This window comes from Gaetbulibacter jejuensis (assembly GCF_039524015.1).
In the GTDB taxonomy this organism is placed as follows: domain Bacteria; phylum Bacteroidota; class Bacteroidia; order Flavobacteriales; family Flavobacteriaceae; genus Gaetbulibacter_B; species Gaetbulibacter_B jejuensis.
Genome location: NZ_BAAAGF010000003.1, coordinates 232,093 through 258,764, shown reverse-complemented (window position 1 = coordinate 258,764; position 26,672 = coordinate 232,093). Strand labels below are relative to the sequence as shown.

27 protein-coding genes are annotated in these 26,672 nt (G+C 32.2%); 9 read left to right on the top strand and 18 right to left on the bottom strand.

Annotated elements, in window-relative coordinates; translation table 11 throughout:
• The 4 genes from ABD011_RS10780 to ABD011_RS10765 all read right to left on the bottom strand — a co-directional run bounded on the left by ABD011_RS10780 (window position 1) and on the right by ABD011_RS10765 (window position 4,610).
• Window positions 1–327: a DUF4870 domain-containing protein gene (locus ABD011_RS10780; protein ID WP_343798180.1), complete on the bottom strand. Its 327-nt coding sequence runs from the start codon at window positions 325–327 to the stop codon at window positions 1–3.
• Window positions 327–1,580, bottom strand: coding sequence for a dihydroorotase (locus ABD011_RS10775; protein ID WP_343798178.1), 1,254 nt, complete (start codon window positions 1,578–1,580; stop codon window positions 327–329). The genes ABD011_RS10780 and ABD011_RS10775 overlap by 1 nt, the downstream gene beginning before the upstream one ends.
• Window positions 1,577–3,502, bottom strand: coding sequence for a vWA domain-containing protein (locus ABD011_RS10770; RefSeq protein ID WP_343798176.1), 1,926 nt, complete (start codon window positions 3,500–3,502; stop codon window positions 1,577–1,579). Before ABD011_RS10770 ends, ABD011_RS10775 begins: the two co-directional genes overlap by 4 nt.
• Window positions 3,503–3,602: 100 nt before the next feature.
• Complete coding sequence (locus ABD011_RS10765) at window positions 3,603–4,610, bottom strand: glycosyltransferase (RefSeq protein WP_425545559.1); 1,008 nt, start codon at window positions 4,608–4,610, stop codon at window positions 3,603–3,605.
• 96 nt (window positions 4,611–4,706) lie between these two features.
• On the opposite strand from ABD011_RS10765, the gene ABD011_RS10760 reads away from it, so the two are divergent.
• Complete coding sequence (locus ABD011_RS10760) at window positions 4,707–6,602, top strand: M61 family metallopeptidase (protein ID WP_343798172.1); 1,896 nt, start codon at window positions 4,707–4,709, stop codon at window positions 6,600–6,602.
• 40 nt (window positions 6,603–6,642) lie between these two features.
• Here ABD011_RS10760 and ABD011_RS10755 read toward each other — a convergent pair whose 3' ends face one another.
• From ABD011_RS10755 to ABD011_RS10735, 5 genes are all read right to left on the bottom strand, one after another.
• Window positions 6,643–6,945, bottom strand: coding sequence for a hypothetical protein (locus tag ABD011_RS10755; protein ID WP_129760155.1), 303 nt, complete (start codon window positions 6,943–6,945; stop codon window positions 6,643–6,645).
• Between the two features lie 46 nt (window positions 6,946–6,991).
• Entirely contained in the window at window positions 6,992–7,756 is a 765-nt protein-coding gene (locus ABD011_RS10750) for a TIGR02757 family protein (RefSeq protein ID WP_343798559.1), read from the bottom strand.
• A gap of 73 nt (window positions 7,757–7,829) precedes the next feature.
• Complete coding sequence (locus ABD011_RS10745; protein ID WP_343798170.1) at window positions 7,830–8,396, bottom strand: hypothetical protein; 567 nt, start codon at window positions 8,394–8,396, stop codon at window positions 7,830–7,832.
• A 57-nt stretch (window positions 8,397–8,453) separates the two neighbouring features.
• The gene (locus tag ABD011_RS10740) at window positions 8,454–9,116 is read right to left on the bottom strand and encodes an ABC transporter ATP-binding protein (protein ID WP_343798168.1); all 663 of its coding nucleotides are present in this window, start codon (window positions 9,114–9,116) and stop codon (window positions 8,454–8,456) included.
• 51 nt (window positions 9,117–9,167) lie between these two features.
• On the bottom strand, window positions 9,168–11,612 hold the full coding sequence (locus ABD011_RS10735) for a DUF5916 domain-containing protein (protein WP_343798166.1): 2,445 nt from the start codon (window positions 11,610–11,612) through the stop codon (window positions 9,168–9,170).
• Window positions 11,613–11,800: 188 nt separating this feature from the next.
• Between ABD011_RS10735 and folE the strand changes: the two genes are divergently transcribed.
• Window positions 11,801–12,397 carry a GTP cyclohydrolase I FolE gene (folE, locus tag ABD011_RS10730; protein ID WP_131506811.1) on the top strand — a complete coding sequence of 199 codons (597 nt, stop codon included), beginning with the start codon at window positions 11,801–11,803 and terminating at the stop codon, window positions 12,395–12,397.
• 56 nt (window positions 12,398–12,453) lie between these two features.
• Window positions 12,454–12,729 carry a hypothetical protein gene (locus ABD011_RS10725; protein ID WP_129760150.1) on the top strand — a complete coding sequence of 92 codons (276 nt, stop codon included), beginning with the start codon at window positions 12,454–12,456 and terminating at the stop codon, window positions 12,727–12,729.
• Window positions 12,730–12,782: 53 nt separating this feature from the next.
• On the opposite strand, the gene ABD011_RS10720 is transcribed toward ABD011_RS10725, so the two are convergent.
• From ABD011_RS10720 to ABD011_RS10680, 9 genes are all read right to left on the bottom strand, one after another.
• The gene (locus tag ABD011_RS10720; RefSeq protein WP_343798163.1) at window positions 12,783–13,355 is read right to left on the bottom strand and encodes a type 1 periplasmic binding fold superfamily protein; all 573 of its coding nucleotides are present in this window, start codon (window positions 13,353–13,355) and stop codon (window positions 12,783–12,785) included.
• 13 nt (window positions 13,356–13,368) lie between these two features.
• Window positions 13,369–15,765 carry a TonB-dependent receptor gene (locus ABD011_RS10715; RefSeq protein ID WP_343798162.1) on the bottom strand — a complete coding sequence of 799 codons (2,397 nt, stop codon included), beginning with the start codon at window positions 15,763–15,765 and terminating at the stop codon, window positions 13,369–13,371.
• A gap of 37 nt (window positions 15,766–15,802) precedes the next feature.
• Window positions 15,803–16,135 (bottom strand): hypothetical protein, encoded by a 333-nt coding sequence (locus ABD011_RS10710; RefSeq protein ID WP_131506807.1) that lies wholly within the window; start codon window positions 16,133–16,135, stop codon window positions 15,803–15,805.
• On the bottom strand, window positions 16,135–16,623 hold the full coding sequence (locus tag ABD011_RS10705) for a DUF6787 family protein (protein ID WP_343798159.1): 489 nt from the start codon (window positions 16,621–16,623) through the stop codon (window positions 16,135–16,137). The genes ABD011_RS10710 and ABD011_RS10705 overlap by 1 nt, the downstream gene beginning before the upstream one ends.
• Window positions 16,624–16,649: 26 nt before the next feature.
• A complete protein-coding gene (locus ABD011_RS10700) occupies window positions 16,650–17,081 on the bottom strand; it encodes a DUF6146 family protein (RefSeq protein WP_131506804.1) in 432 nt (143 codons plus the stop codon).
• A gap of 123 nt (window positions 17,082–17,204) precedes the next feature.
• Complete coding sequence (locus ABD011_RS10695) at window positions 17,205–17,846, bottom strand: DUF937 domain-containing protein (RefSeq protein WP_129760145.1); 642 nt, start codon at window positions 17,844–17,846, stop codon at window positions 17,205–17,207.
• Window positions 17,847–17,947: 101 nt separating this feature from the next.
• Window positions 17,948–18,898 (bottom strand): D-2-hydroxyacid dehydrogenase, encoded by a 951-nt coding sequence (locus tag ABD011_RS10690; RefSeq protein WP_262732744.1) that lies wholly within the window; start codon window positions 18,896–18,898, stop codon window positions 17,948–17,950.
• Between the two features lie 131 nt (window positions 18,899–19,029).
• Window positions 19,030–20,091, bottom strand: a complete 1,062-nt coding sequence (gene serC, locus ABD011_RS10685) for a 3-phosphoserine/phosphohydroxythreonine transaminase (protein ID WP_129760143.1) — start codon at window positions 20,089–20,091, stop codon at window positions 19,030–19,032.
• Between the two features lie 81 nt (window positions 20,092–20,172).
• Window positions 20,173–21,231 (bottom strand): acyl-CoA reductase, encoded by a 1,059-nt coding sequence (locus ABD011_RS10680; protein ID WP_343798154.1) that lies wholly within the window; start codon window positions 21,229–21,231, stop codon window positions 20,173–20,175.
• A 119-nt stretch (window positions 21,232–21,350) separates the two neighbouring features.
• Between ABD011_RS10680 and ABD011_RS10675 the strand changes: the two genes are divergently transcribed.
• The 6 genes from ABD011_RS10675 to ABD011_RS10650 all read left to right on the top strand — a co-directional run bounded on the left by ABD011_RS10675 (window position 21,351) and on the right by ABD011_RS10650 (window position 26,671).
• Window positions 21,351–21,704, top strand: a complete 354-nt coding sequence (locus ABD011_RS10675) for a 4Fe-4S dicluster domain-containing protein (RefSeq protein WP_129760141.1) — start codon at window positions 21,351–21,353, stop codon at window positions 21,702–21,704.
• 90 nt (window positions 21,705–21,794) lie between these two features.
• Window positions 21,795–22,313 carry a DUF3124 domain-containing protein gene (locus ABD011_RS10670; RefSeq protein WP_343798151.1) on the top strand — a complete coding sequence of 173 codons (519 nt, stop codon included), beginning with the start codon at window positions 21,795–21,797 and terminating at the stop codon, window positions 22,311–22,313.
• A gap of 224 nt (window positions 22,314–22,537) precedes the next feature.
• Window positions 22,538–23,632 carry a redox-regulated ATPase YchF gene (gene ychF / locus ABD011_RS10665; protein WP_343798149.1) on the top strand — a complete coding sequence of 365 codons (1,095 nt, stop codon included), beginning with the start codon at window positions 22,538–22,540 and terminating at the stop codon, window positions 23,630–23,632.
• 91 nt (window positions 23,633–23,723) lie between these two features.
• On the top strand, window positions 23,724–24,185 hold the full coding sequence (locus tag ABD011_RS10660; RefSeq protein ID WP_343798147.1) for an SRPBCC family protein: 462 nt from the start codon (window positions 23,724–23,726) through the stop codon (window positions 24,183–24,185).
• 150 nt (window positions 24,186–24,335) lie between these two features.
• Window positions 24,336–26,195 carry a DNA topoisomerase IV subunit B gene (locus tag ABD011_RS10655; RefSeq protein WP_134199023.1) on the top strand — a complete coding sequence of 620 codons (1,860 nt, stop codon included), beginning with the start codon at window positions 24,336–24,338 and terminating at the stop codon, window positions 26,193–26,195.
• Window positions 26,192–26,671 (top strand): hypothetical protein, encoded by a 480-nt coding sequence (locus ABD011_RS10650; protein ID WP_131506790.1) that lies wholly within the window; start codon window positions 26,192–26,194, stop codon window positions 26,669–26,671. Before ABD011_RS10655 ends, ABD011_RS10650 begins: the two co-directional genes overlap by 4 nt.
• Window position 26,672 lies beyond the last annotated feature (1 nt).

The following is a 26,672-nucleotide window of genomic DNA, read 5'->3' as shown; positions in this document are numbered from 1 at the left end:
TTAGTTAATTTTTCTAAACCAATCTTGAAATAATTCACCAACTACAGGAATTGGCTTTTTTTCTCCTGTAAAGGCATTGTATAAACCATATAGCCAGCAAACAAAAGTGATAATCCATAAAACCGTACCAAACCAGCTATTTATATATTTTTCTGAAACGTTAGAAACCAATAGCATTATAATGAGTCCTAACATTTGCCTTATATGGAAAAACGTAAACGGATTGCGTTTTTCTAAATTCATAATAATAGCTATAATTAAACCTATAAAGGTCAAGTAGCTTACTATAGCTAAGGTTTTTCCTTCTTTTATAATATTTTCTGTCATTATTTTAAAACAAGTTGGTTGTTAGCGTAAATACCGTAAACAATTCCTTTTAAGTCATGGTTTTCAAAGCAACTGTTTTTGGAGTTTGAAACTATATTATCTTTTGTAAACGTATAACTTTGGTTTGGGTTAAAAAGTGTGATGTTTGCTTTTTGGCCTTGTTGTATTGAGCTGGATTGCAGATCAAAACGCTCTTTTCCTTTTGTAAGTAAGTCTATAGTTTTCTTAAGTGTGAAAATAGTTTGTAAAGCACCAAAAGCACTTTCTAAACCTATTGTACCATACATTGCGTGGTCAAACTCAACTTTTTTGTGTTCAATATCAATAGGGTTGTGGTCACTAGTAACCATGTCAATTGTACCATCTTTTACACCTTCTATTAATGCATCTATATCAGATTGCGAACGTAATGGAGGTAACACTTTATAATTGGTGTTGAAATTTACCAGATCTTTATCGGTTAGTATCAGGTTGTGTATAGCTACACTACAGGTAACATTAAGCTTTTTCTGTTTTGCAGCTCGTATAAGCTCAACAGATTTTGCTGTTGAAATTGTTGGAATATGAAGTTTTCCTTCAGTGTATTCTAAGATAAACAAATCTCTTGCTATTTGTAGTTCTTCAGCTAAGGAAGGGTTTCCTTTGAGTCCTAAAGACGTACTTGTGACATGTTCGTGCATGACACCAAGACCAGAAATTTTAGATTCTTGTGGAAAAGACATCACTAAACCATCAAAATTGCTAGCATATTGAAGAGCAATCTTTATAAGATTTGGGTTGCTTATGGGTTTTTGGTAGTCGTAAAAAGCAACAGCTCCAGCGCTTTTCATGTCAAACAGTTCAGCTAAATCAACGCCTTTACTTTCTTTGGTTAAAGCACCTAAAGGATGTAAGTCTACAGCATTTCCATTGGCTTTTGCTTTTAAAAACGAAACATCAGCATTAGTATCAATTACTGGATGTGTATTAGAATTTAATACAACAGATGTAAATCCTGATAATGCAGCAGTTTTTAAGCCGTTTTCAATGGTTTCGCGTTCTTCATAACCTGGTTCTCCAAAACTCACACTACTATCAAACCAGCCTTTTGAAACATGGAGATTGTCTAGCTTAATTTCTTTGTAGTTTTTTGGATTGCTAATGCGTTTTGAAATCTGCGAAATGACTCCTTTTTCAATTAAAATATCAACAGTTTGATTGTGAAAATCGCTTTTTGGGTCAACTATTGTTGCAGATTTTAGGAGTACGTTCATTTAAAATATTTTAAGATGAGCATTTCAATGATTAAAAAAGCTAATGCAAAAATAACAAACCATTTCCATAGCTCATTAACATTTGTAGCACTTTTTATATCGTTAATTGCCGAAGCGACACTTTTAGTTACGTTTAAACCTTCAATGTTTTCTAAATCATGATAGTATAAATTACTTTCAGTTCTATTGTAATTAAAACTTAATTGTTTTAATACTTCATTCTTGTTCATTACAGGAATAATACCAGCTTTTTCAGGGTATTCATTGGTAATTAACTCCACTTTATTGGTAAAGGTTTGTTGTAAAGGAATACTAGCGTTGTTTTCGTTTCCTAGTTTTAATATATCGTCTTGTTGTAGCTTGGTGTTTATGTCTATTTTATTTTCCTTTCCAATAGTGTAGTACAATTGAGACAGTTTAAGACTTTGCTTCCCAATATTATACAACACAGGAACAATTAAAGGCGAATTTTTGAAGTTTGAATTGTCTTCATTTAAAGCCGCTGTAAAAGTGTATAGATTTTCGTTTTGGCTTAAAAAAGGAGTACTGTCTTCAAAGTTTAAAACCGAAGCACCACTAGGTCCTGAAAACACATATCTTTTATTAGTTTTTGGATATTGAAAATTGCTGATTTTTTTATCAAAAACATTAGTCAATAAAGGATGTGAAAACTGAATAGAAGTTATCCTTTTCTCTTCAGGAGTTGTAGTATTGAATGTTGAAATGTTGTAATTTATAAATAATTGATTATAAGAGCTTAATTCGGAATTACTTGAAGGTATAATTAATAGTGTTCTACCATCATCAGTAAATGCTTTTAAAGCAGTTGTTAGCGAATTTGGAATGTTTTTTATCTCGTTTAAAACAATTAAATTTTGAGATGAAATAGTATTGTAATCTAACTCGTTTAGCTTGTATGATGTGTAGCTGAATTCATCATCAGTATATATCTTTTTTAAGAAGGTGTCATCAGCTTCATTTATGGATAATACCTTTATGGTTTCACTTTTATCTAAGTTAAAAAACAAGGTGTTGTCATAAGTTAAACCAGCATCTTCAATACTTAGTTTACCATTAAACATTTGATTAAAAGGAAGTGTGAAAACCACAGAGTCATTTTCAGTACTACTTATTGAACTTTTAGCTACTAAATTGTCGTCATTGTATAATGATACAGGTAAGTTATCAATAGGATTACCAGAATTTTTTATGGTAACGCTCAACTCAATGTTTTCAGCATTAGCTTTTGAAATATAAGCACTATCAATAGCAACATTGTAGTTGTTTACAGGTTTTAGCTGTACTAATTTTAACTGGATTGAAGAATCAGTAGCTGTGTTGAATACGTTGTTATGCTGTTGAAAATCGGAAATCAGCACCAAATTTTTAAGCGTACTTTTATCTTTAGAAAAGGCATTTTTTCCTTTTAATAGTGCAGCATCATAAGTAATTTGATTTGGCGAATTTGATAGTTGAATCAATTCGTTCTTTATAGCTTTAACCGTTGTGTTGGGTTTATAACTATTATTAGTAAAAAACGTAATCTTTTCGTTTTCGTCAATATGTTCAATAATATCTTGTATAGCACTGTTTAAAAGCGTTCCGTTACTTCCTTTGGCTTGCATGCTAAACGAATTGTCTAAGTAAATTACCGTTTCGCTTTTGGTTTTATAACTGCTAGATTTAGAAATGTAAGGTTGTGCAAATGCAATTATAGCACAAGCTAAAAGTAGTAAACGAGTAAGTAGTGTTAACCACTTTTTTAGTTGGGAACTTTTACGAGTTTGTAAAGTGATGTTTTTTAAAAACAGAACATTTGTAAATTCAACCTTTTTAAATCTACGTAGCTGAAATAAATGAACAATTATAGGAATGATAAGCAGGAGTAAGGCGTAAAGAAGTTCTGGGTGTTTAAACTGCATTCCTAATGATTAATTGTACTAGCTTTCAAATATAGAAAATGATGAGCGATTATTGCGGTTGGGTTTTGAGAAATTTAACGTTTTGTCTGGTAATTGAAATCTAGCAAAAGAAAAAATAATCAATCATTGGTTCCATTTGTTGTTGTTTAAAATAAGATGTAATTTCTTGTTGTGCTTGCTCATTAGCAACTGTAACAATACTTTGTGGTTGGTGTAACTGTTTTAAATGTTCAAAGTTATGCAGTTTAACACCATAAATGCTTTTGCCAATTTTTTTGGGATTATCGCAAATCCAAACAAAAGGTATTTGTTTAGCTTTAAGTTGTTTGGCAATGCTTTTTCCTTTGGCACCAGCTCCCCAAACTGTAAGTGTTCTATTAGAATTGTAATCTAGCTCTAAAAAATAATGAAGTTTTAATTCTAAAAATGTGTTTTCGGCATAATGCTCGTGAGTTCGTGAGCTGCGATAACTGTAGTCTCTCCAATGATGCAATACTGTATCACAAGGAATACACTTGTAATTATGCTTGTAAAACCTAAAGGTTAAATCGTAGTCTTCAGGATATCTATTTGGGTGAAAAGCATCACAAGCAATAAAATCTTCTCTGTGAATTAACCAACAAGGTGAAGGAATGACACATTCTTTATAGATTTCAGAATAGTTACTGCCAGTTTCTGTAAGGTTATTCAGCCAAGTTTCATAACGTGCATAACCATCGCTAATTCCAACATCACTAAAATACTTTACCTTGCCAACAGCTACATGTTTTTTACCATAATCCAATAAGCTATTGAGCATGAGTTGTAATCGGTCTACATGCATAATATCGTCACTATCCATCCTAGTTACATAACTCCCTTTACTTTCTTTAAAAGCTAGTTGTAGTGCATCAATAATACCGCTTCCAGAGTTTGTAAGCAATTTTATTCTAGGGTCTTGTTGCGCAAAAGCGTTAACAATTTCAAAGCTATTATCGGTTGAGTGATCGTCAATCATCAAGAGTTCCCAGTGTGTATAACTCTGATTAATAATAGAGTTTATGCAGTCTGGTAAAAAGGCTGCTGTGTTTTTAAAAGGCGTAAAAATACTTATCAAAGGTTTAGGCATGCTGCTAAGATAGTGATTCATCATTTTAACAAAATATTGGCTCGCAAAAATGTAACATAATCCTAAATTTGTTGTCCCTTAAAAGAAAATAATAGCATGAAGAATATACTTGCCCTAATTGGGATTAGCGTTTTGTTAACTTCTTGTGGTTCTGTATCTAAGTCAGTTGATGATTTAGCAGTAAGCAACCCAATTAATACCTCTATCGATATTACAGCTGTTAATAACGATAAATTACCTGTAACTATAAATCCAGGACGTTTTACTCAAGATTCAGTAATTTACAGATTACCAAAAATAGTTCAAGGTACTTATGATATAAGTAATTTTGGGGCTTTTATTGATGATTTTGCAGCTAAAGATTACAATGGTAATGTATTGCCTTCTAAAAAGATAGATGAAAACTCTTGGGTTATTACCAACGCACAGCAACTTGACGTTATCACTTATTGGGTGAATGATAGCTATGATGTAGAAAGTGATCCTAATTATCCTAGCTTGTTTTCGCCACAAGGAACAAATATTGAGTCAGATAATTATGTCCTGAATTTACATGGTTTTATTGGGTATTTTGATAGTTTGAAAAATGCACAATACAATTTAGATGTTACTGCACCTGCAACTTTTGAGCGTACTTCGGCATTACAAAATGTAGGTGTAAAATCTAGTAGCGATGGTACTAAAATAACGACAAGCTATTTTGCTCCACGATATTTTGATATTACTGATAACCCAATGATGTATGGAAAACTTGATGTAGAGGAGTTTATGGTAGGGGATATTAAAATTGTACTTAGCGTTTATTCTCCAAACAAAAAACACACTGCTGCAAGTTTAAAAGAAACGATGTTTACTATGATGGAAGCCCAAAAGAACTACTTGGGAGACATTAACAGTACAGCACGTTATGATATTTATTTATACTTATCTGATGGTTCAGATAAAGCACCTAAAGGGTTTGGAGCTCTAGAGCATCATACCTCAACAGTTGTGGTTTTACGCGAATGGGCTTCAGTAGAATATTTGGCAAAATCTATGGTTGACGTGGTGTCGCATGAGTTTTTTCATATCGTAACACCACTTTCAGTGCATTCTGAAGACGTGCATTATTTTGATTATAATGATCCAACATTTTCAAAACATTTATGGATGTACGAAGGTGTAACAGAGTTTTTTGCACAACACTTTCAAGTGTATGAAGGATTAGTAACACCTAAAGAATACTACAGAACAATTCAAAATCAAATAACAAGATCAAAATATTATGACGATAGCATGAGTTTCACTGAAATGAGTGAGAATGTTATTGAAGACCCTTATGCTAAAAACTATACTAACGTTTATCAAAAAGGCGCTTTAATAGGGATGTGTATTGATATTTTAATGCGAGAAGAAAGTAATGGAAACAGAAGTATGTTGTCTTTAATGAAAGAACTTTCGGCTAAATATGGAGTGCATAAACCGTTTGATGACGATACTATTATTGAAGAAATTACTAAAATGACCTATCCATCAATTGGGGAATTTTTACAAACACATGTGGTTGAAGGTGTGCCAATTGACTATGGTGCGTTTTTTGAAAAAGTAGGTTTAATGTATGAGTTAACACAAACAGAAACCAATTATGTACAATCAGGAATGGGCTTTGTTTTTGATGCCAATGAAGAAGACGATTACGTGTTCTTTTCCAGTAACGTATCAGAAAACACTTTTTGGGAATCGCAAGGTGTAAGAGAAAATGACATTATTACTTCGGTTAATGGAACAGATGTTAAACTTAACAATCTTAGAATGGTTATGGGACAAATGTTTAGATGGAAAGAAGGAGACGAAATTGAAGTAAAATTGTTAAGAAATGGAGAAGAAAAAGTTATTAAAACTAAGTTAACTCCAGCATTTACAAAAATTAAAACAATAGTAGAAAACTTAGAGGCTACCAAGTCTCAGGTAAAACTAAGAAATGCTTGGTTAAACCAAAGTGATACTTTGTAAGTAAACACATATAAGAAATAGAAAAGCGAATTAAAGTTTTTTAATTCGCTTTTTTGTTTTCTGTTGTGTCTTCAATGAACTCAGTAAACTTTTTAATAGTTTTAAAAAAGTCTTTTTTATCTCTTTCAGGATTAAGTTCTAATTGAAAACTTACCATAGTATTGATAAAATTGTAATTACAGTCTATCGGATTAAGATAACTGTCAAGGTCGTTAAAAACTAAAATGTTTGTGATTGCATTCTCAACATCAGACTTATTTTCAATTGAAACGGATTTAATATCCAATTTCTCAAAAAAAACAGTCTTTATTTGAGATTTTTTCAATCTAAAAGAGTGCTTCATTTTTTTGGTTAGTTAAATTAGGGTAATATGAAGCAAATATATAAAATTAAAAGCTTTCAAATACACCAAGCCCAAAAAGTGCAAAATCGTATTTTACAGGGTCTTTTGGGTCTAATTTCCTTAAATTAGTATCAAGTTCAAACAGTGCTTTTGCATCATTTTGTTTACGTGTTAAAAGCCCTAATTTTCTAGCTACATTTCCTGAGTGTACGTCTAAAGGACAGGAGAGTTGACTAGGTGAAATGTTATTCCAAATCCCAAAATCTACTCCAGTATTATCATTTCTAACCATCCAACGTAAATACATGTTGATTCGTTTTGCTGCTGAATTTTTTAAAGGATCACTCACATGCTTTTGAGTTCTAGGTAAATGCTCAATTTCAAAAAAGTGAGTTTTAAATTGGCTTATTGCTATTTGTAGCGACTCGTTTTTAGCAGTTTTTCTAAATACGGTTTCTAATCCACCATGATTATTATAAATGTGTTTTAGCGCTTTCACAAAGGTGATTAAATCGGTTCCATTAAATGTGCGATGCACAAATTGCAGTAAAGGTTCTAGGTCGCTTTCATTGTGATTTAATACAAAATCATAAGGTGAGTTATCTAACAAATCCATCATTTTAGATGCATTGTTGATAATGCTTTTTCGGTTTCCCCAAGCAATGGTAGCAGTTAAAAATGCTGTAATTTCAATATCTTCTTTTTTTGAAAAGCGATGTGGTATTTGTATTGGGTCGCTTTCAATAAACTTTGGGTTGTTGTATTGTTCAACTTTACTGTCTAAAAACTCTTTAAGTTCTGTTTTATTAATGAATTTCACTTTTGCTGTTTTGGTAATAAAGTGCAAAAGTAATCATTAAAACAGTTTTGAAATGTATTTAAGGTTATTCAGCAGTAATAGTTGTAGTTACTGTAGAGCGCTCAATAAATTCTCCATTTTCTAAGGAGACACTAATTTTGAATGACGCACTAACATCTTCATTAATTGGATTAGCTAAAACGAATTGATAAAAATCACCATAGTAATAAGTGTCTTGGTTTATGTAATCCAAAATACTATCTACCGTTTTAAGTGCTCCATTGTGGTTTAGATAGAATAATTCATTCAATGAATTTCCTGCCTCTATATTTTGAAAAGTAGCGTCAGAAGTAATTTCAACTTGAGTTGCTTTATTTCTGACAATGTAGGTTTCATCACAACTTGTAGCATAAGCTTTGTTGGATAGTCTTGATAATTCTTTTTTTAAGTAAGTAAGCTCTGTTTCATAAGTAAGAAACAAGTTTAGTTGTAAATCTTCATGTTTTATTGTGGTAATGTCAAAGTCGGCATTATCTTCAACGGTAAAGTTTATGCTTGTTAAATAAAGATTATACTCATCTTCACAACAAGAAACTACTAAAACTTCAAGTAAGCAAAAAAACAGAAAAGAAAAAGTAACTTTTTTAATCATAGCAACCATTTCTCTTAAGATGCCGAATTGCTAATTTGGTTGCGTTGTAGAAGGTAGTTATTTTACAATCTTCCCATCAACCATAGTGAGTTTACGGTCAGCCATATTAGCGAGTTCTTCGTTGTGCGTAACAATTACAAAGGTTTGACCATACTCATCTCTAAGTTTGAAAAATAGGTTGTGAAGGTTTTCTGCACTTTCGCTATCAAGATTTCCTGAAGGTTCATCGGCAAAGATTAATCCAGGATTATTTATCAAAGCTCTAGCTACTGCAACACGTTGTTGCTCACCACCTGAAAGTTCGTTGGGTTTATGGTTGTAGCGTTCTTTAAGTCCTAAAAAATCCAATAATTCTTTAGCACGTTTTTCGGCTTCAGTTTTAGGAGTGTTTTTTATAAAAGCAGGTAAGCAAACATTTTCCAAAGCTGTAAATTCAGGTAACAATTGATGAAATTGAAAGATAAACCCAATATGCTCATTTCTAAATTTAGCTAAAGCTTTATCTTTTAACTGCAGTACATCAACATCATTAATTAATAACTGACTTTCGTTGTTGCTGCTGGCTTTATCTAAAGTACCAAGTATTTGCAGTAAAGTGGTTTTTCCTGCACCAGAAGCACCAACTATAGAGACTACTTCGCCTTTGGAAATAGTGATATCAACACCTTTTAAAACGTGTAAATCATTATAGTGTTTATGAATATTTTTGGCTTTAATCATGCTTTAGAAAATAATAACGTAAACATACTATTTTAAGCTGTGATGCACAATTTAAGAGTTAGTTTTGTTTTTCTTCTTAAAGACATTTTTTAAGTCACTGTAATTTAAAAAGTATTGTAATCGCAGTGAAAATGTATGTTGGATAGGTTGGTCAAAGAGTCTGTCCAAGCTTTGTCTGTAAGTCTCAGTAGCTGCAGTGTCAGAGTTAAATAATTGATTTCTGTATAACGCAGTTAGGAAACTTCCAGGCGCAAATTGCCATGAGTAATTTAAATCCAAATTCCATGTGCTGAAATTGATATTTGGGTTGTTTTCTAAATCACCAACCGTAAAGCCTGAGTCTTTTGTAAGTCTACCATTATCTCTTAAGGTAAACAATTCATCTTGATAAATAACGGTTGACCAATAGTTTCTAAACGTTAAACCCAAAGAGTGGAAGGAGTTAAAGTTATAAGTTCCAGAAATACTGTTTACCAATATTTTTCTGTCTCTTTCTCCAAAAATGATATTATCATCTGAAAGCGTTGTAAATCCTCTATCCTTGAAAATTTTATTGTAGTCAAAAGAATACACTACTAAAAATTTATCATTAAATCGTACTCTTGGGTTTAACCCAAACCAATACTCGTTAGTGTCTCTATTATCTTCAAAATAAGTTGCTCCACCAAGATTAGCATCTATAGCAAAGGTGTTGTTGTAATTTGAAGAAATCCAAACGTTTGAGTTTATTCGGTTTTCATAGATAAAATAACGTCCTTCAACACGAGGTTCAAAGTAATCAAACTGTTTACCAACTTGGAAATTTATGTTTCCACCAAAGTTGTGAAGTGTTTTAGTTACTGCGTCAAAGTTTACGCCAAAGCTGCTTCCTGTGTACTCTCCAGGATTAGCTAATCTTGTATAATTAACATAAGTGCCAATATAGTAGTTGTTAAGCTTTTTGGTAGGTTCAAAAATTCGATAGGTAAGGTCCACACCAAAGTTGTTGTAATTGTTTCTTGAGATAAATCCTAAATCGTTAATGTCGTACTTGGTGTCAGCATAACTATGGTCAAAACTATATCTTAACTTTCCATGTGATTTTCCTGCAAAAAAGAAAGTGCTGTAACCAGTTTGGTTTCCGTCAGCTAAGTTTAGATTACTCATTTTAGCTTCACCATAAAGATTATAAGTATTTCGTTTGTTTGAAATATCAAACAGTAAACCAGTAACATTGGCATCTCTAAAATTACCATCTCTAGTTACGTTGGTGTTAATTAAACTTACTGATGAGTTTTGATTAAATTGTTGGTCAAGTACCAAAATGTTATAGTTTGCAAGAGGCTCGACAACTTCTTCTCTTACTTCACCAGTTTCATTATCTCTAATTTTAGCTTTGGTTTTTTCGGTAATAGCATTAAAAACACCAATTCCTAATCCTTTTTTAGTTCGACCAGAAACTTTAGCAGCATTAAGTACTTTAACTGTATTAGGACGATCAATAATTTCCTCGTTTTCATTGAGCTCAACATTACCTATTGGTCTACTACCTACACGTCTTGAGAAAAATAAATTACCTTTATTAAACAAATCAACACCTTCGGTGAAAAACTGGCGTTGTTCAGAAAAGGTTTGCTCAAAAGGTCCAAGGTTTAGTACCAAATTATCAAATCCTGCTTGACTAAAATCAGGTATTAAAGTCATGTCTAACGTAAAGTTTTCGGTAATTCCGTATTTGATGTCTAAGCCTAAGTTAAAATCGGTATCGGTTTCACCATCATAAGTGTTTAAAAGCCCTGAAGTAAAAGGGTAGAAGCTAAGCCTTACAGGAGGCTCAATATTTTCAATGCCTTTTAATTCACCATGATATAATCCTATGTTACCTTTGGTTCTGTCTATTGGATTCCACGAATATTGCGCTCTAGTAGTTCTAAAATGTCTATGGAATTGTAATCCCCAAGTTTGAACATCTTGGTTTGAAAATCGTAAATTAAAGTATGGAATTTTCATTTCAACAACCCAACCATCATCTACAATTTTCACAGCGCTTTCCCAAACAGCATTCCAACCAAAATCTTCCCCAATACTAGGTGAAGCAATAGCATCTGCTTGATTTCCTGACGGAAAAATAAAAAACTCAGTATCGTTTTGAGCGTCGTTGTTAGGGTTGAAGATAACGCCAAAAAAATCTTGTTGACCAAAATTATCTCTGCTGTTAAACTGCTTCATGATTTCCTCTGGCTTATCATAGAGATATGCACCAACATATATAGCATCGTCGTCATAAGTAATTTTCACAACCGTTTTTTGATAATCGGTTTCAGGAACATCCATTTCAGGTCTAAATTGAGTAAAGTCTTTTGCTTCATCAGCATTTTGCCAAACAACATCGTCTAATACTCCATCAATTTTAGGAGGTGTCGTCGTTCTGGTAATAGTTAAGGTTTTTTTATCCTGAGCTTGAATTGTAGAAAAACAAAAAAGCACAGAGAGAAAGATAGTTAAGCGGAAAAACATTTTAATGATTGATGATTTAATTAATTTCTAAAAGAAAGACATTAATTAATTTAATTTGTTACAGTTAGTGATACAAATCTATTAGTTGAAACCGTTTTTTCTCTTAAATAAAAGTTAAATGAGCTTTTTATGATACTAGGGTTTCAATTGAATTTTACGTATTTTTATGTATCAAAAAAAAAATGAATATGCCTTATAACAAATTTGAAGAGTATAATATTAATATCACAGACGACACTAAAAATCGCTTTAAAGACATAATTAAAGATATAGGTGAAGATGTGGAAAGAGAAGGTTTGCTCAAAACGCCTGAGCGCGCTTCAAAAGCGATGAAATTTTTAACACAAGGCTATCATCAAGATGCAGCGGAGATTCTTAAAAGTGCAATGTTTAAAGAGTCTTACAACGAAATGGTAATCGTAAAAGACATTGAACTATACTCGTTATGCGAACACCACATGTTACCATTTTTCGGGAAAGCGCATATTGCCTATATACCAAACGGACAAATTGTAGGGCTTAGCAAAATACCAAGAATTGTAGATGTTTTTGCACGACGATTGCAAGTACAAGAGCGCTTAACAGAGCAAATATTAGACTGTATTAACGATACTTTAAAACCACAAGGAGTAGCTGTTGTAATTGAAGCCTCTCATATGTGTATGATGATGCGTGGTGTGCAAAAGCAAAACTCTGTAACAACTACATCAGGGTTTAGAGGTCAATTTGAAAAAATTGAAACGCGAAATGAGTTTTTAAAGCTCATAAGCGAAAAATTGTCATAATACTATTTTGGTATGTTTCTTGTTATAATATAAAGTATAACAACACATTATAAATTATGAATTTAGAAGGATTAAGCAAATACAAAAAACTAGCATTAAGTATTCTTTTTGATGCTATTGGTTTTATTACCATTATAGATATTATTTGGGCACCACTTTCAGGAGTTTTGATGGCTAAAATGTATAGTGGAAACAAAGGTAAGGTTGCTGGTGTTATATCTTTTATAGAAGAGATTATACCAGGACTAGATATTATACCAACTTTTACAATTATGTGGTTTTATACCTATGTATTCAGTAAAGAGAAAGAAACAGTTATAGAAATTAAATAAAAAAAAGCGTTCATTTAGAACGCTTTTTTTATAACTGTATTACAAGGCTTAATTTATTGAACTGTTATAGGGAAAGTAACCTCTACATCAGTACTTCCTCCAGCAGCAGCAGCTGTTCCATCGTTAGGTTTTGTTGGCTCATGCTTTAAGATGATAGTTAAAGATCCTGTACCAGCAGCTCCTGTAGTTAATGTAGACTCAATTCCAATTGGATTACCATCTACATCCATGTCATCTTTAGTAATAGTGATGTCATTAATTGTTGATGAAAAGAAAAACTCGTGTTCATCGCCTTCTTCTTCAACCTCTAAAGTAATGTTATCAGCAGGACTTTCGGTTTCATTTAAAAGTTGTAATGTACCTGTGTAAGTTGTGCTTGCTGCTAAAGGACCAGAAACAGTAGAAGTTCCGTCTTCACCACCTTCACCATCTAAATCTTGAAAAGTTAATGTAACTACGTTTGTACCATCGCTTAAAGTGTAAGTTACAGTAGTGATTAATTCTTCCTCGTGGTCGTGGTCATCGTGATCGCCATCATCGTCACTTGAACAGCTTACAAGTGTTAAACTTGAAACAAAGAATAAAGCTAAGAGTTTTATTGTTTTAATAGATTTTAAATTTTTCATGATTTTTGTTGTTTTAGTAATTTATTTTAATTTTTAAATTGAAGTTCCTACCCAATTCATCAGCAAAGTACCTTAGTCTGTTAAGATGTTCTCTGTAAGATGTGTTAAATAGGTTTTCTATATTAAATTCTAGTTTTAAGTTCCCTTTTTTAAACGCTTTAAAATTCATTGAACTGTTAAAACCAAATAGGGAATAGGCAGATGGCGTAGAGCTAATATCTACATACACATCTTCTTGCGAAATAGGGTTGAAGGTGTAAAAATTATAATCAGGATATCTGTTTTGTTGTAATACAGTTTTGTGACTTAAACCAATAGTTAACTGGTTTAGGTCTTCTTTATAGTAAGATATTCTGTTTGAAAAATTAGTAGCAGGCATAAGTATTAAAGGAATGTCATCAGATTTGTTATCACCTTTTAATAGGCTTATGCTTCCGTTATAATTAAATGAGTTGCTAATTTTCTTATTTACATCTATATCAACACCAAATATTTGCGCGTTAATTTGATTGTATTCCCAAACAGGAAAAGCACCTCTTATTGTGGTGGTAATTCCAACAGGAATGAGTTGTATATAATCATTTATATACTTGTAATACGGACTAATTGAAAATCCTAAATTTTCATTATTACGTTCAAAAGAAGCCACAAATTTATGGGCAACTTCTTTATTTAGTGTTAACAAACCTGTTTCTATTCTTGCTGCACTATGGTGTAAACCGTCGCTAAACAATTCTGACGGATTAGGAACTCTTGTTGCTAATCCGTAATTAAGATATATTGACATATCGTTATTAAATTGTTTTGAATACCCAAGATTAGCAGATATGTTATGATATGAAAACTCAGGATAAGTCAATATTTGAGAATTATCAGTTGTGTTTGATTCAAACTGAGGGAATAACTCATCGTAGTTATTGTCTTCCCAGTCAGAAATATTATACCATTTTGTGGCTTCTATCCTCGAGTAATCATAACGTATTCCTGCACTTAACTCAGCAGTATCACTTAAATCATAGTTTCCTATAGCATAAATACTTGCATCGTATTTGTCAAAATCGGGAATTAAAGGACTTGCTCCAGTACCAGAGATAGCATCGTTTTGTTGATAACGCACCATGATACCTGTGTCAATTTTAAGGTCATCTATATAATCAATATGCAAATTAGATTGTAAAGCGTTTGTAAATAATCTAAGATCAATAACTGGTGTGTTAGCTAAATCACCTCTTCTTAAATCAAACTCTTTACGTCTATTAATTTGTAAATCATATTGAACAGATAGTTTCCCTAAACCCTTAAAACGTTTGTAAGCTTCAATTTTTCCTAAATGATGTAAAATTTCTTGCTTTGGATAATCTATATCATAAGAAAAATCTTCAATAACTCTAGGTTCTTTACTGTTAATAGCTGTAACCAAATCGTTTACATTACCTATGTGTGACGATTGTAGAATAGCTATTTCATTGCTTACTACACTGTAATAAGCATCAAAACCTTTTTCAAAGCTATTGTAACCAGCTGTTAAAGAAGCGTTGAAATTTTTAAGTCCACTATTTGTTAAATAATAATCAGGTGCTTTAAAATCTCCAAACTGCTTGTAACTAGATTGTAGCTTAGCATAATAACCCGATTTAAACGTTTTTACGAGTTCGGTATTGATATTACCTCCACGACCATTTGAGTTTAATGATAGCATTGTGCTTCCAAATAAACTATCTACAGGAGAATATTTTTTAGGCTTTACTAAAATTAATCCACCAACGGCATCACTACCATATTTTAAGGTGTTTGCGCCTTTAACAACTTCTATTTTGTTGCTAGAGTTAATATCAATATTTGGTGCATGTTCATCTCCCCATTCTTGGTCAAATAAACGTACATTATTATTGATAATTAATAGTCTGCTACTGTGTAAACCATGAATCATTGGTTTTACAATAGTGTTTCCAGTATTTAAAGACGAAACTCCACTTAAAGAGTTTAGTGCATCACCAAGAGATTTGTCGGTGTAATTTTCAATGATTTCTTTATTAAGAGATTGCTCTATGCTAGTGTTTTCTGTTTTAAGATTAGAATTCACAACAACTTCAGTTAACTCTTCTAAATGGTGTTCTAAATAAATTTCTTTAAACACATCATTATTAACTTGATATGAAACTGTTTTTGTTTCACAACCTATATGAGAAATAGTTAATGTTATTGTACCAGAGCATAGGTTTTCTATTTTAAACTTTCCATCAAAATCTGAAACTATATACTTGTCTTGTTCGTTTATATAGATAGTTGCAGAAGGGATGGAAGATTTATCATGGAAATCCTTAACTTCTCCTAAAAAAGTGTAATTGCAATCTTGACCATATGTATAGCAACTTAAAGCTATAAATAAGCCAAAAAATATTTTTTTCATTGTAATTGTTTTGTTTGTAATAATAGAAAATGAAGTTCTAAACAAACAAAGGAGGCCCTCTTAAGGAAAAATGTAAGCGTTGATAATCACTTAAAAAGAAGTATTGAGATACTATTATTTCGTGGTTGTCTCTTATTTCAGGGATTTCGAAATTAAACTCAGGAAGAGTGTAAGAATTATTAAGCTTAAATTTATAAAAGCTACAATCTACATCTAGTGTATGAAGGTGAGTTTCACTTTCTCCATGACAAACTTCATGCTTATGATGATTGAATGCGTGTGCAAACTTTTCAGCTTCAGGTGCAAACAACCCAAGCACTAATAAAAGTGCTGATAATTTTATAAAAATATGTCGTTTTGTTTGCTGCATCAATCAATAAACCGTTTTAAACCAAACCTACGAAGCATCTTTTTTTCAAATTCCCAAAAGAAATTGAACTGACCAAAGAGCCATCCAAAAAACACCAAAAGCAGTTGGTAAAAAATGAGCCCAATAATAATAAATAAAACCCAATAAACTATAGGGTTTAAGTTTTCTTTAGTAATTCCAAGCAATGAAAAAATAGGCTTGCCTATATATGCCGAAGTTGATCCAGTTATAGCAAATACAATAAAAACCCTAATCATTTCCCACTTGTATTGTAATATCCATTTCTTTTCCAGTTTTTTAAAAAGAAATAAAAAGAACTTAAGCAAGGCATAAAAAACAGGGACACTCACTAATACTATTAACCAAACTGTATCTATAAACAAAGATGAAAGTTTGTAGGAAGAGTAGAGTAAAGCAACTATACCTATAATTGGAAAGAGTAGTTGCCAGTTATGTTGTATTTCCCAGTTTTCTTTAAATTTTTTCATAGCAATTTTTGCTATGCAAATATAGTTTAAATTCTAGGAACGAAGCCTGCTAATTTTTGTTTGTAAGTGAGTTGGAAATAGATAAAGTAGTTGTACAGTTTATAATTTACCTCATAGCCATAATCAATTCCATTTTGATAGTCAATTTGCATAGCGTAAAGATCTGGATTGAATTGTTGAGGCTGCATAACACGTTGGTTCCAAGCTATAACGTATTGTAAGTTTCTGTTTTCTAAAAAATCTTGAGAATAGTAGCCTTCAGGTCTTGCAACACTTTGTAACCAAGTATTAAAACCTGGTTCAATAATAATGATTTCATACTCTAGTTCATCATTAGTTATTCTAACTGTGTCTTCTTCTGAAATTGTTTTAGGAGTAGAATTTTCAGTAACAGTTTTTGTGCTGTTGCAACTAAAGACAAAAAGCGCTAACAGTATTGTGTAAACAAAGGCTTTCATAGCTAAACGTTTCTGTTAAAGGTACAAAAATTATGCCTTAAATTATTGGTTTTTAACTCATTTAACACTACAGAAAAAGCCAAACATTTCGTTTGGCTTTTAGTATTTATGATTTAGAAAAATTTATTTGTTTCCAAATAAGCCTCCTAGAAGTCCTCCTAATCCACTTTTCTTTTTGTTTCCTCCAAGAACCATTCCTGCAACATCATCAATTACACTTCCGTCGCCATCAGCATCAAGTATCGATTCTAAAAAGCTTTGTTCTTGTTGTGGAGAGTTTCCTTTAATTAAACCTCCTAAAAGTCCTTCAAGTCCTGATTGACTAGATACATTACTTTGTCTACTTTCTTTACCTAAAACACCCATTAAAATAGGAGCTGCTACTTTAAGTATTTGTGCTACAGAAGCAGCATCCATACCAGACTTAGCACCTAAGGTATTAGTTACATTTTGTTGCTTGTTTCCAAGTACATGTCCTAAAATTTTGCTTCCATCGTCTAGCACACTAGAGTCAACACCACCACTAAATAATCCACCAAGATTATCTAAGATACTTCCATCGTGTTTAGAGTTGTTTAATGCGCCTAATAATCCTTCAGCTCCTTGAGGAGTAGAAGCATTTCGTTTCATTGCTTGCATTAAAACAGGCAAAGCCATTGTTAATACACTGCTTGTTTTGTCTTCTGGTTGATTGGTTTGCCCAGAAACTCCACTAATGATAGTTTTTCCTAGGTCGCTGTTTAATAAGTCTAGTATACCTGACATGATTTTTAATTGTTATTTGGTTAATAAAATGACTATACAATTTACAAAAAAAGTCCTAATTGTATTAATTAGGACTCACTTTTAATGATTTGGTCACATTATTATTTTAGCAACTCTATAATTTGAGTGGCTAGTTCGGTTCCAATTCTATCTTGTGCTTCGTTAGTTGCAGCTCCTGTATGAGGTGTAAGCGATAACGAAGGATTCATTAATAATTGAATTTCTGGTTTAGGTTCTTTTTCAAAAACATCTAACGCAGCACTTGCAACTTTACCTGATGTAATGGCTTCTACCAAGGCAACTTCATTAATGACACCACCACGAGCAGCATTAGCTATAATTACACCATCTTTCATAGTGTCAAACTCAGCTTTGTCAATAACGTAGTCTTTTTGAGCAGGTACATGAAGTGTAATAAAATCTGATTGTTTTAAAACGTCTTCTTTTGAAATGGTTTTTATTTCAAAACTTAATTTTTGACCGTCAAAAAACTCTAACTCTAAATCGGTTTTTTCAATAAAAGGGTCAAATGCAAGTACTTTCATACCAAGTCCTAAAGCTACTTTTGCTGTAGCTTGACCAATTCGTCCAAAACCAATTACACCTATTGTTTTTCCTTTTAATTCAGTTCCTTTAGAATAGTTTTTCTTAAGACCTTTAAAATTACTATCACCTTCTAAAGGCATATCTCTATTAGATTGATGTAAAAATCTTGAAAGACCTAATAGGTGAGCAAAAACAAGTTCAGCAACCGAATGTGAAGAAGCTGCTGGTGTGTTTATAACGTGAATGCCTTTGCTGCGAGCATAGTCAACATCAATATTATCCATACCAACACCACCACGACCAATGATTTTTAAATTTGGACAATTGTCGATAATGTCTTTTCTAACTTTAGTTGCACTACGCACTAAAAGTACATCTATTTGATTGTCGTTTAAATAATTTGCCAATTGCTCTTGAGCAACTGTTGTAGTGTTTACTTCAAAACCTGCATTTTCTAAAGCATCAATACCACTTTGAGAAACACCATCGTTTGCTAATACTTTCATTATTTAAGTTAAAAGTTAAAAGTTATGGACTAAAAGCTGTGAAACAATTAGCTTAAACTTTTAGGGTTAATTATTTTTTATAATTTGAGTAAAACCAACTGCATACTGCAACTGGTTTACTAATTTTTGAATTATGCTTTTCGTTCTAATTCGCTCATAACTTCAACAAGTACAGCAACACTTTCTAATGGAAGTGCATTATACATTGAAGCTCTGTAGCCACCAACACTTCTATGACCATTTAAACCATTAATTCCTGCATCTTTTACCATAGTGTCAAATGTTTCTTTAAGGTCTTCGTTTTCAAGAGTAAATGTAGCATTCATGTTTGAACGGTCTGCTTTTGTAGCGAATCCTTTAAAGAGTGGGTTTAGGTCAATTTCAGAATAAATTAACTGTGCTTTTTTCTCGTTTTCTTTTTCAATAGCTTCAATACCTCCTAGGTTTTTTAACCATTCTAGAGTAAGCATTGATGTGTATACTGCAAAAACAGGAGGTGTATTAAACATGCTGCTTTTATCAATATGCACTTTATAATCCATCATTGAAGGGATTTTACGAGATACTTTCCCTAGTACATCTTCTTTAACAACAACTAGAGTAGTACCTGCTGGACCCATGTTTTTTTGAGCTCCTGCATATATAATGTCAAACTTTGAAAAATCTAGTTGACGAGAAAAAATATCACTACTCATATCACATACCATAGGTATTGGACAATCAGGAAATTCTTTTATCTGTGTTCCAAAAATGGTGTTGTTTGATGTACAGTGAAAATAATCGTAATCAGTTGGGATATCATATCCTTTCGGGATATAGTTATAGTTAGCATCTTTAGAAGACGCTACTTCGTAAATGTCGTCATAAATTTGAGCTTCTTTAATGGCTTTAGCGCTCCAAGTACCTGTGTTAAGGTAACCAGCTCTTTTTTCTAACATGTTAAGCGCAACCATTAAAAACTGAGTACTTGCTCCACCTTGAAGAAATAATGCTTTGTAGCCTTTACCTTCTAGACCTAAAAGTTCAAGAGCTAATGCTCTGGCGTTTTCCATAACGTCTACAAACGCTTTACTACGATGGGATATTTCTATTAGCGATAAACCGTTGTCGTAATCTAAAACTGCTTGAGCAGATTTTTCAATAACTTCTCTTGGTAATACGCAAGGTCCTGCGCTAAAATTGTGTCTTTTCATTCTTGTAAATGTTTAAATGTAGTCTTGACAAAGGTGGTAAATTCTATTAAAAAAGTCGTTAAATAATCTATAATTTATCAACTATATTTTTAACAAAAATTCAATGGTATCTACATTATCTGCATAATCCCAAAGATTTGGTTTTTGAGTGTTGCCAAAAGCAATTTCAGATGCAAAAATACCATCGGAAACTATACATTGAATTTTGTCAGAATCTTCAGTTAGTGTTTCTTTAAGTGTGTCAATACTATCATAGTATTCATAAAATACAGTTGCTATTGGCGAAGCGTAGCTTTTATCTTCTTTAATCATTAAAAACCCGTTCTCAAGCATATCAAATTCACTCATTAAATACACTGCTTTGTTGTAGTCGTAATTGTTAGCGTATTTAGCTTGATTGATAATAGGGTTCCATTTATACATTGCCTTAAAGAACTTGTCAAAATCATAACCTTTTGGTACAAATAACTTAGAAACACTCCTACAACCCAAGCCATAGTATCTAAAAATATCTTCAGATAAACTATCTAGCTGCTCTTCAGTTTCATTTCCTGTAAGTATAGCAACCGAATTTCTATTTTTTCTAATTATAGAAGGTTTGTCTTTAAAGTAATATTCAAAATAGCGTGCGGTATTATCACTTCCTGTAGCTATTACAGCGTCAAAATTGTTTAGTTTTTCTTCTGTAAAACTAATTTTACCTTTAAAACCTGGTTCAACATACTCTATATATTTAGCTAAAAAAGGAAGCAAGCTCTTATCGTTTGATGATTGCTTAACTAACACATCATGACCAGACATTAAGACAGATAAAAAATCATGAAAGCCAACTAAAGGAATATTTCCTGCCATTATAATGGCAATTTTTTTAGGGTTTACTATGTTAAAGTTATAGTTCTTAATCCATTCTTTAATGTTTTCTATTTCAAGTGATTTGCTCCATCCTTCTAAAGCAAATAAAACATTACTTTCAGTAAACCAACCATTTTGCTCTTCGGAAATTTTAATTTGATGTTTAAAGCCATCAAAAAATAATTCGTTGTGAAGAATAGTGTCTTTTTTTGAGTAACCTTCTGTAGTAAATTGACTTAAAAACTTGCCTAATTTTACGAATGCATTAATTCTTTGTTCTAAATTCATTCTTAGTTTGGTTATGAATTGTTTTGGCTTTATTTTTGTTGTGCAAAGTTAGAAAAATGAAAGTGAACCTGAGTTTTATTTTATGGATTAAATAAAATTCAAAAAACCAAGAACAACCTATGGCAATAATTATAACAGACGAATGCATTAACTGTGGCGCTTGCGAACCAGAATGCCCAAATACAGCAATTTATGAAGGTGCTGACGATTGGAGGTATAATGATGGAACTAGTTTATCTGGTTCGGTAGTGTTACCAAACGGAAAGCAAGTAGATGCTGATGAGGCACAAGAACCTATTAGTGATGAAATTTATTATATAGTTCCTGATAAATGTACTGAGTGTAAAGGGTTTCATGAAGAGCCACAATGCGCAGCAGTATGTCCTGTGGATTGTTGTGTGCCTGATGACGACCATGTTGAAACAGATGAAGAGTTGTTAGGAAAACAAGCATTTATGCATCCTGAGGATTAAAAAAAACATTTTTAGTATTAAAATTTAAAAACCTCAAGTTTAACTTGGGGTTTTTTGTTAGCTATATCTTATTTTAGTAAAAAAAATATAATGCGTTATATAAGTGTAATTTGTGTTTTGGTTCTTTTTTTGTTTTCGTGTAATGAAACACAAAATAATGTTGATGATTTGCTTCAGTCGGTAAATTGGAACGAAAGAAAAGCAACAACGGTAAATGATTCATTATTAAAAAATAGTGGAAGTACTTACTTGTCAGTCTACTCGCAGATTTATAGTTTAACCGAACATAGAACACATAATCTTACAGCTACAATAAGTATGCGAAATGTGAGTAGAACAGATACTATTTATCTTAAAGCGGCAGATTTGTATGATACTCATGGTGATTTAGTAAAAAAACATATTGATTTTCCTGTGTTTTTAAAACCGTTGGAAACATTGGAGATTGTAATAAAAGAATCTGATAGAAGTGGAGGTACAGGAGGTAATTTTGTTTTTGATTGGGTAACTCCAAACAATGCTCCTGAACCTTTATTTGAAGCTATAATGATTTCTACTATGGGACAACAAGGCTTGTCGTTTAGTACACAAGGTAAGCGTATTAAATAAAAAAGATTGAAAACCTTGTTAAGCAAATAAAGTTACTACAATACCTTTTCAAAAGACAGAAAACGAATACTTAACTTAATAGATTTTAACGACTTTAAATCCTTAGTTTAGGCTTAGTATTTAGTAGTAATTATTTTGTTGTTGATTATAACTAAATGTCTACCTTTGCACACGCTAAACCAAACACTTGGTTTTATACATTAAATTTAATTGCCAAATAAATTATGAAAGCAGGAATTGTAGGATTGCCAAACGTAGGTAAATCAACGTTGTTCAATTGTTTGTCTAATGCTAAAGCGCAAAGTGCAAACTTTCCGTTTTGTACTATCGAGCCTAACGTAGGAGTGGTAAATGTACCAGACCCAAGACTCGAAAAACTTGAAGAATTAGTAAAACCTGAGCGTGTTATTCCTGCAACTGTTGAGATTGTTGATATTGCAGGTTTAGTTAAAGGAGCAAGTAAAGGTGAAGGTTTAGGAAATCAATTTTTAGCAAACATTAGAGAAACTGATGCAATTCTACATGTGTTACGTTGCTTTGATAATGATAATATTGTACATGTTGATGGAAATGTAAACCCTATAAGGGATAAGGAAACCATTGATATGGAACTTCAGCTAAAAGATTTAGAAACCGTTGAAAAGAAACTTGACAAGGTTAAGCGTGCTGCAAAAACAGGAAACAAAGAAGCACAAAAAGAAGAAGAAGTCTTAAGTAAGCTAAAAGCAGGTTTAGAGTCTGGAGTTTCTGTGAGAGCTGTTGAAGTTTCTGAAGATGATTATTTAGAATTCGTTAAGCCGCTACAATTTATAACAGATAAACCAGTAATGTATGTTTGTAATGTTGATGAAGGTTCTGCTGTTTCAGGTAATGCTTATGTTGAACAAGTAAGAGAAGCTGTAAAAGATGAAAATGCCGAAGTATTGGTGTTAGCTGTAGGTACTGAGGCAGATATTAATGAGCTAGATGATTATGAAGAACGCCAAATGTTTTTACAAGACATAGGTCTAGAAGAACCTGGTTCATCAAAATTAATTAGAGCTGCTTATAAACTGTTAAGTCTTCAAACGTATTTTACTGCTGGTGTTAAAGAGGTTAGAGCATGGACAGTAAATATTGGAGCAACTGCACCACAAGCTGCAGGAGTAATTCATACCGATTTTGAAAAAGGTTTCATTCGTGCTGAAGTAATCGCTTACAGTGATTACACAAGCTATGGTAGCGAAGCAAAAGTTAAAGAAGCAGGAAAGATGCGAGTTGAAGGTAAAAACTACATTGTAAAAGATGGTGATGTTATGCATTTCCTATTTAATGTATAATGTTACTTTTTTATGTGACTTTGTTAATATGTTGTGTCTAAACTTTAAAAGCAAAGACTAAGTCTTGTGATCTAATAAGTTAGCTAAACATATGCCCTCTATAAAAACAGAAACTTTAATCAATGCGAATATAAAATTGTGCTTTGATTTAGCTCGAGATGTAGCTATTCATGAACAATCCCTAGACAGAGCATCATTAAGAGCTGTATCTGGTAAAACTTCTGGAATATTAGAATTAGGTGAATGGGTGAGTTGGGAAGAAGAGCATTTTGGGTTTCTTCAACATTTAACATTGAAAATTTCAGAACTTGAAGCACATAATTATTTTGTAGAAGAAATGGTTGAAGGTATTTTTGAGTCCTTTCGTAATGAATTTCACTTTAAAGCTTACGGAGAAAAAACGTTACTTGTAAATGTTCTTAGTTTTGAATTGCCTTATGGATTTTTAGGAAAAATGACTAAGAAGGTAATTATGAGAAATTATGCCAAAAGTTTACTTAAAAGTAGGGTTGAATATTTAAAATCAGCTATTGAAGATTCAGCTAAAAAATAGATTTGCTCCTCATTAGCAAATTTTTAACCTCTTAGCCTACGTTATCAACGACATAGGCTTTTTTATTGTTAATTACTTTATGGGTTGTGTATTTCATTTTTTAAAGTGATATATTATATTAGCATCCTATCACTAAATTCACTCAATTCTATGTCAGAACAAACCAATTATACCGAAGATAATATACGCTCACTCGACTGGAAGGAACATATTAGAATGCGTCCTGGAATGTATATTGGTAAACTTGGTGATGGCTCATCTCCAGACGATGGTATTTACATTCTTTTAAAAGAAGTATTAGATAACTCTATTGACGAGTATGTCATGGGAGCAGGAAAAACCATTGAAATTTCCATACAAGGAAACAAGGTTATAGTTCGAGATTATGGACGTGGCATTCCGCTTGGTAAAGTTGTAGATGTTGTGTCTAAAATGAATACAGGTGGTAAGTACGATTCTAGAGCGTTTAAAAAATCGGTAGGACTTAATGGTGTTGGTACAAAAGCTGTAAACGCATTATCAAACTATTTTAGAGTAGAATCTACACGTGATGGAAAATCAGCTTCAGCAGAGTTTGAACAAGGAAATCTTACAAACCAAGAAACTTTAGACGATACATCTAGACGAAAAGGAACCAAAGTATCTTTTATTCCTGACGAAACCATATTTAAAAACTATAAGTATAGAAATGAGTATGTAGAAAAAATGCTCAAAAACTATGTGTACTTAAATCCTGGATTAACCATTGTCTTTAATGGAGAAAAGTATTATAGTGAAAATGGTCTTAAAGATTTACTGTCAGAAAACATTAGTGAGACTGATGTGCTATATCCAATTGTGCATTTAAAAGGCGACGATATTGAAATAGCTTTAACTCACAGTAAAACGCAGTATAGCGAACAATATCATTCTTTTGTTAACGGACAAAATACCACTCAAGGAGGTACGCACTTAGCGGCTTTTAGAGAAGCTTTAGTGAAGACCATTCGTGAATTTTACGGTAAAAACTATGAAGCTTCAGATGTTAGAAAATCTATAGTTGCTGCTATTTCAATAAAAGTAATGGAGCCTGTTTTTGAAAGTCAAACGAAAACAAAATTAGGTTCAACTGATATGGGAGGCGATTTGCCCACTGTAAGAACTTATGTAAATGACTTTATAAAAACATACTTAGACAATTTTTTACATAAAAACCCTGATACTGCAGAGAAAATTCAACGTAAAATTTTACAGGCAGAACGCGAGCGTAAAGAATTGTCAGGAATTAGAAAGCTTGCAAAAGACAGAGCTAAAAAGGCAAGTCTTCATAATAAAAAATTAAGAGACTGTCGTGTTCATTTTGGTGATACCAAAAACGAAAGAAACTTAGAAACTACCTTATTTATTACTGAGGGAGATTCTGCATCAGGAAGTATTACAAAGTCTAGAGACGTGAATACTCAAGCGGTTTTCAGCTTAAAAGGAAAGCCTTTAAACTGCTATGGACTAAGTAAGAAAATTGTATACGAAAACGAAGAGTTCAACCTATTACAAGCAGCTTTAAATATTGAAGAGTCATTAGAAGACTTACGTTATAACAATGTGGTTATTGCTACTGATGCCGATGTTGATGGTATGCATATTAGATTGTTGTTGATTACGTTTTTCCTGCAATTTTTCCCAGAAGTTATAAAAGAAGGGCATTTATATATATTACAAACACCTTTATTTAGGGTTCGTAATAAGAAAAAAACCATTTATTGCTATACAGACGAAGAACGTCTAAATGCTATAGAAGAATTAAAGCCAAAACCAGAAATCACACGATTTAAAGGTCTTGGTGAGATTTCACCAGATGAGTTTAAACACTTTATTGGCGAAGATATTCGTTTAGATCCTGTAATGTTAGACAAAGACATGTCTATTGAAGAATTACTGTCGTTTTATATGGGTAAAAACACACCAGACAGACAAGAATTTATCATTAATAACCTTAAAGTTGAGTTAGATATCGTTGAGGAGAGTGTATGAGAACCAACAACTCAAAAGTTAGAAATGTGATAATATCGGTATATTTTATACTGATAGTGCTTGCCATATTTTTTGCAACCGTTTTTAGCGCATTTAAGGATTTAACTAGCAATCCGTTACTTACATTTGTCATTATAGCCTTAAGTTTTGCGTTTTTGTTCTTTGTGGTGCATAGTATTTCTAAATATTTTGAGTATGATAGTGATGGACTTAAAGTAGTAGTGTCTAATAAAGGTTTATTACTTTCAGATCATTTTAACTATCGTGAGCATACTGTAGAGTTTGAAAAAGAAAATCTCACAGGATATAAGTTTGTGAATTTTATAATTTATAAAGGCTTAATACTTTATATTAAAGATAGAAGAGGACACACAAAAAAAGAACGTTTTAATGTAACTTTGGTTTCTAAAAAAAAGCGCAAGTATATAAGACAGTCATTGAGTAAAATGATTAAACTAAACCGAAAACAACACTAAT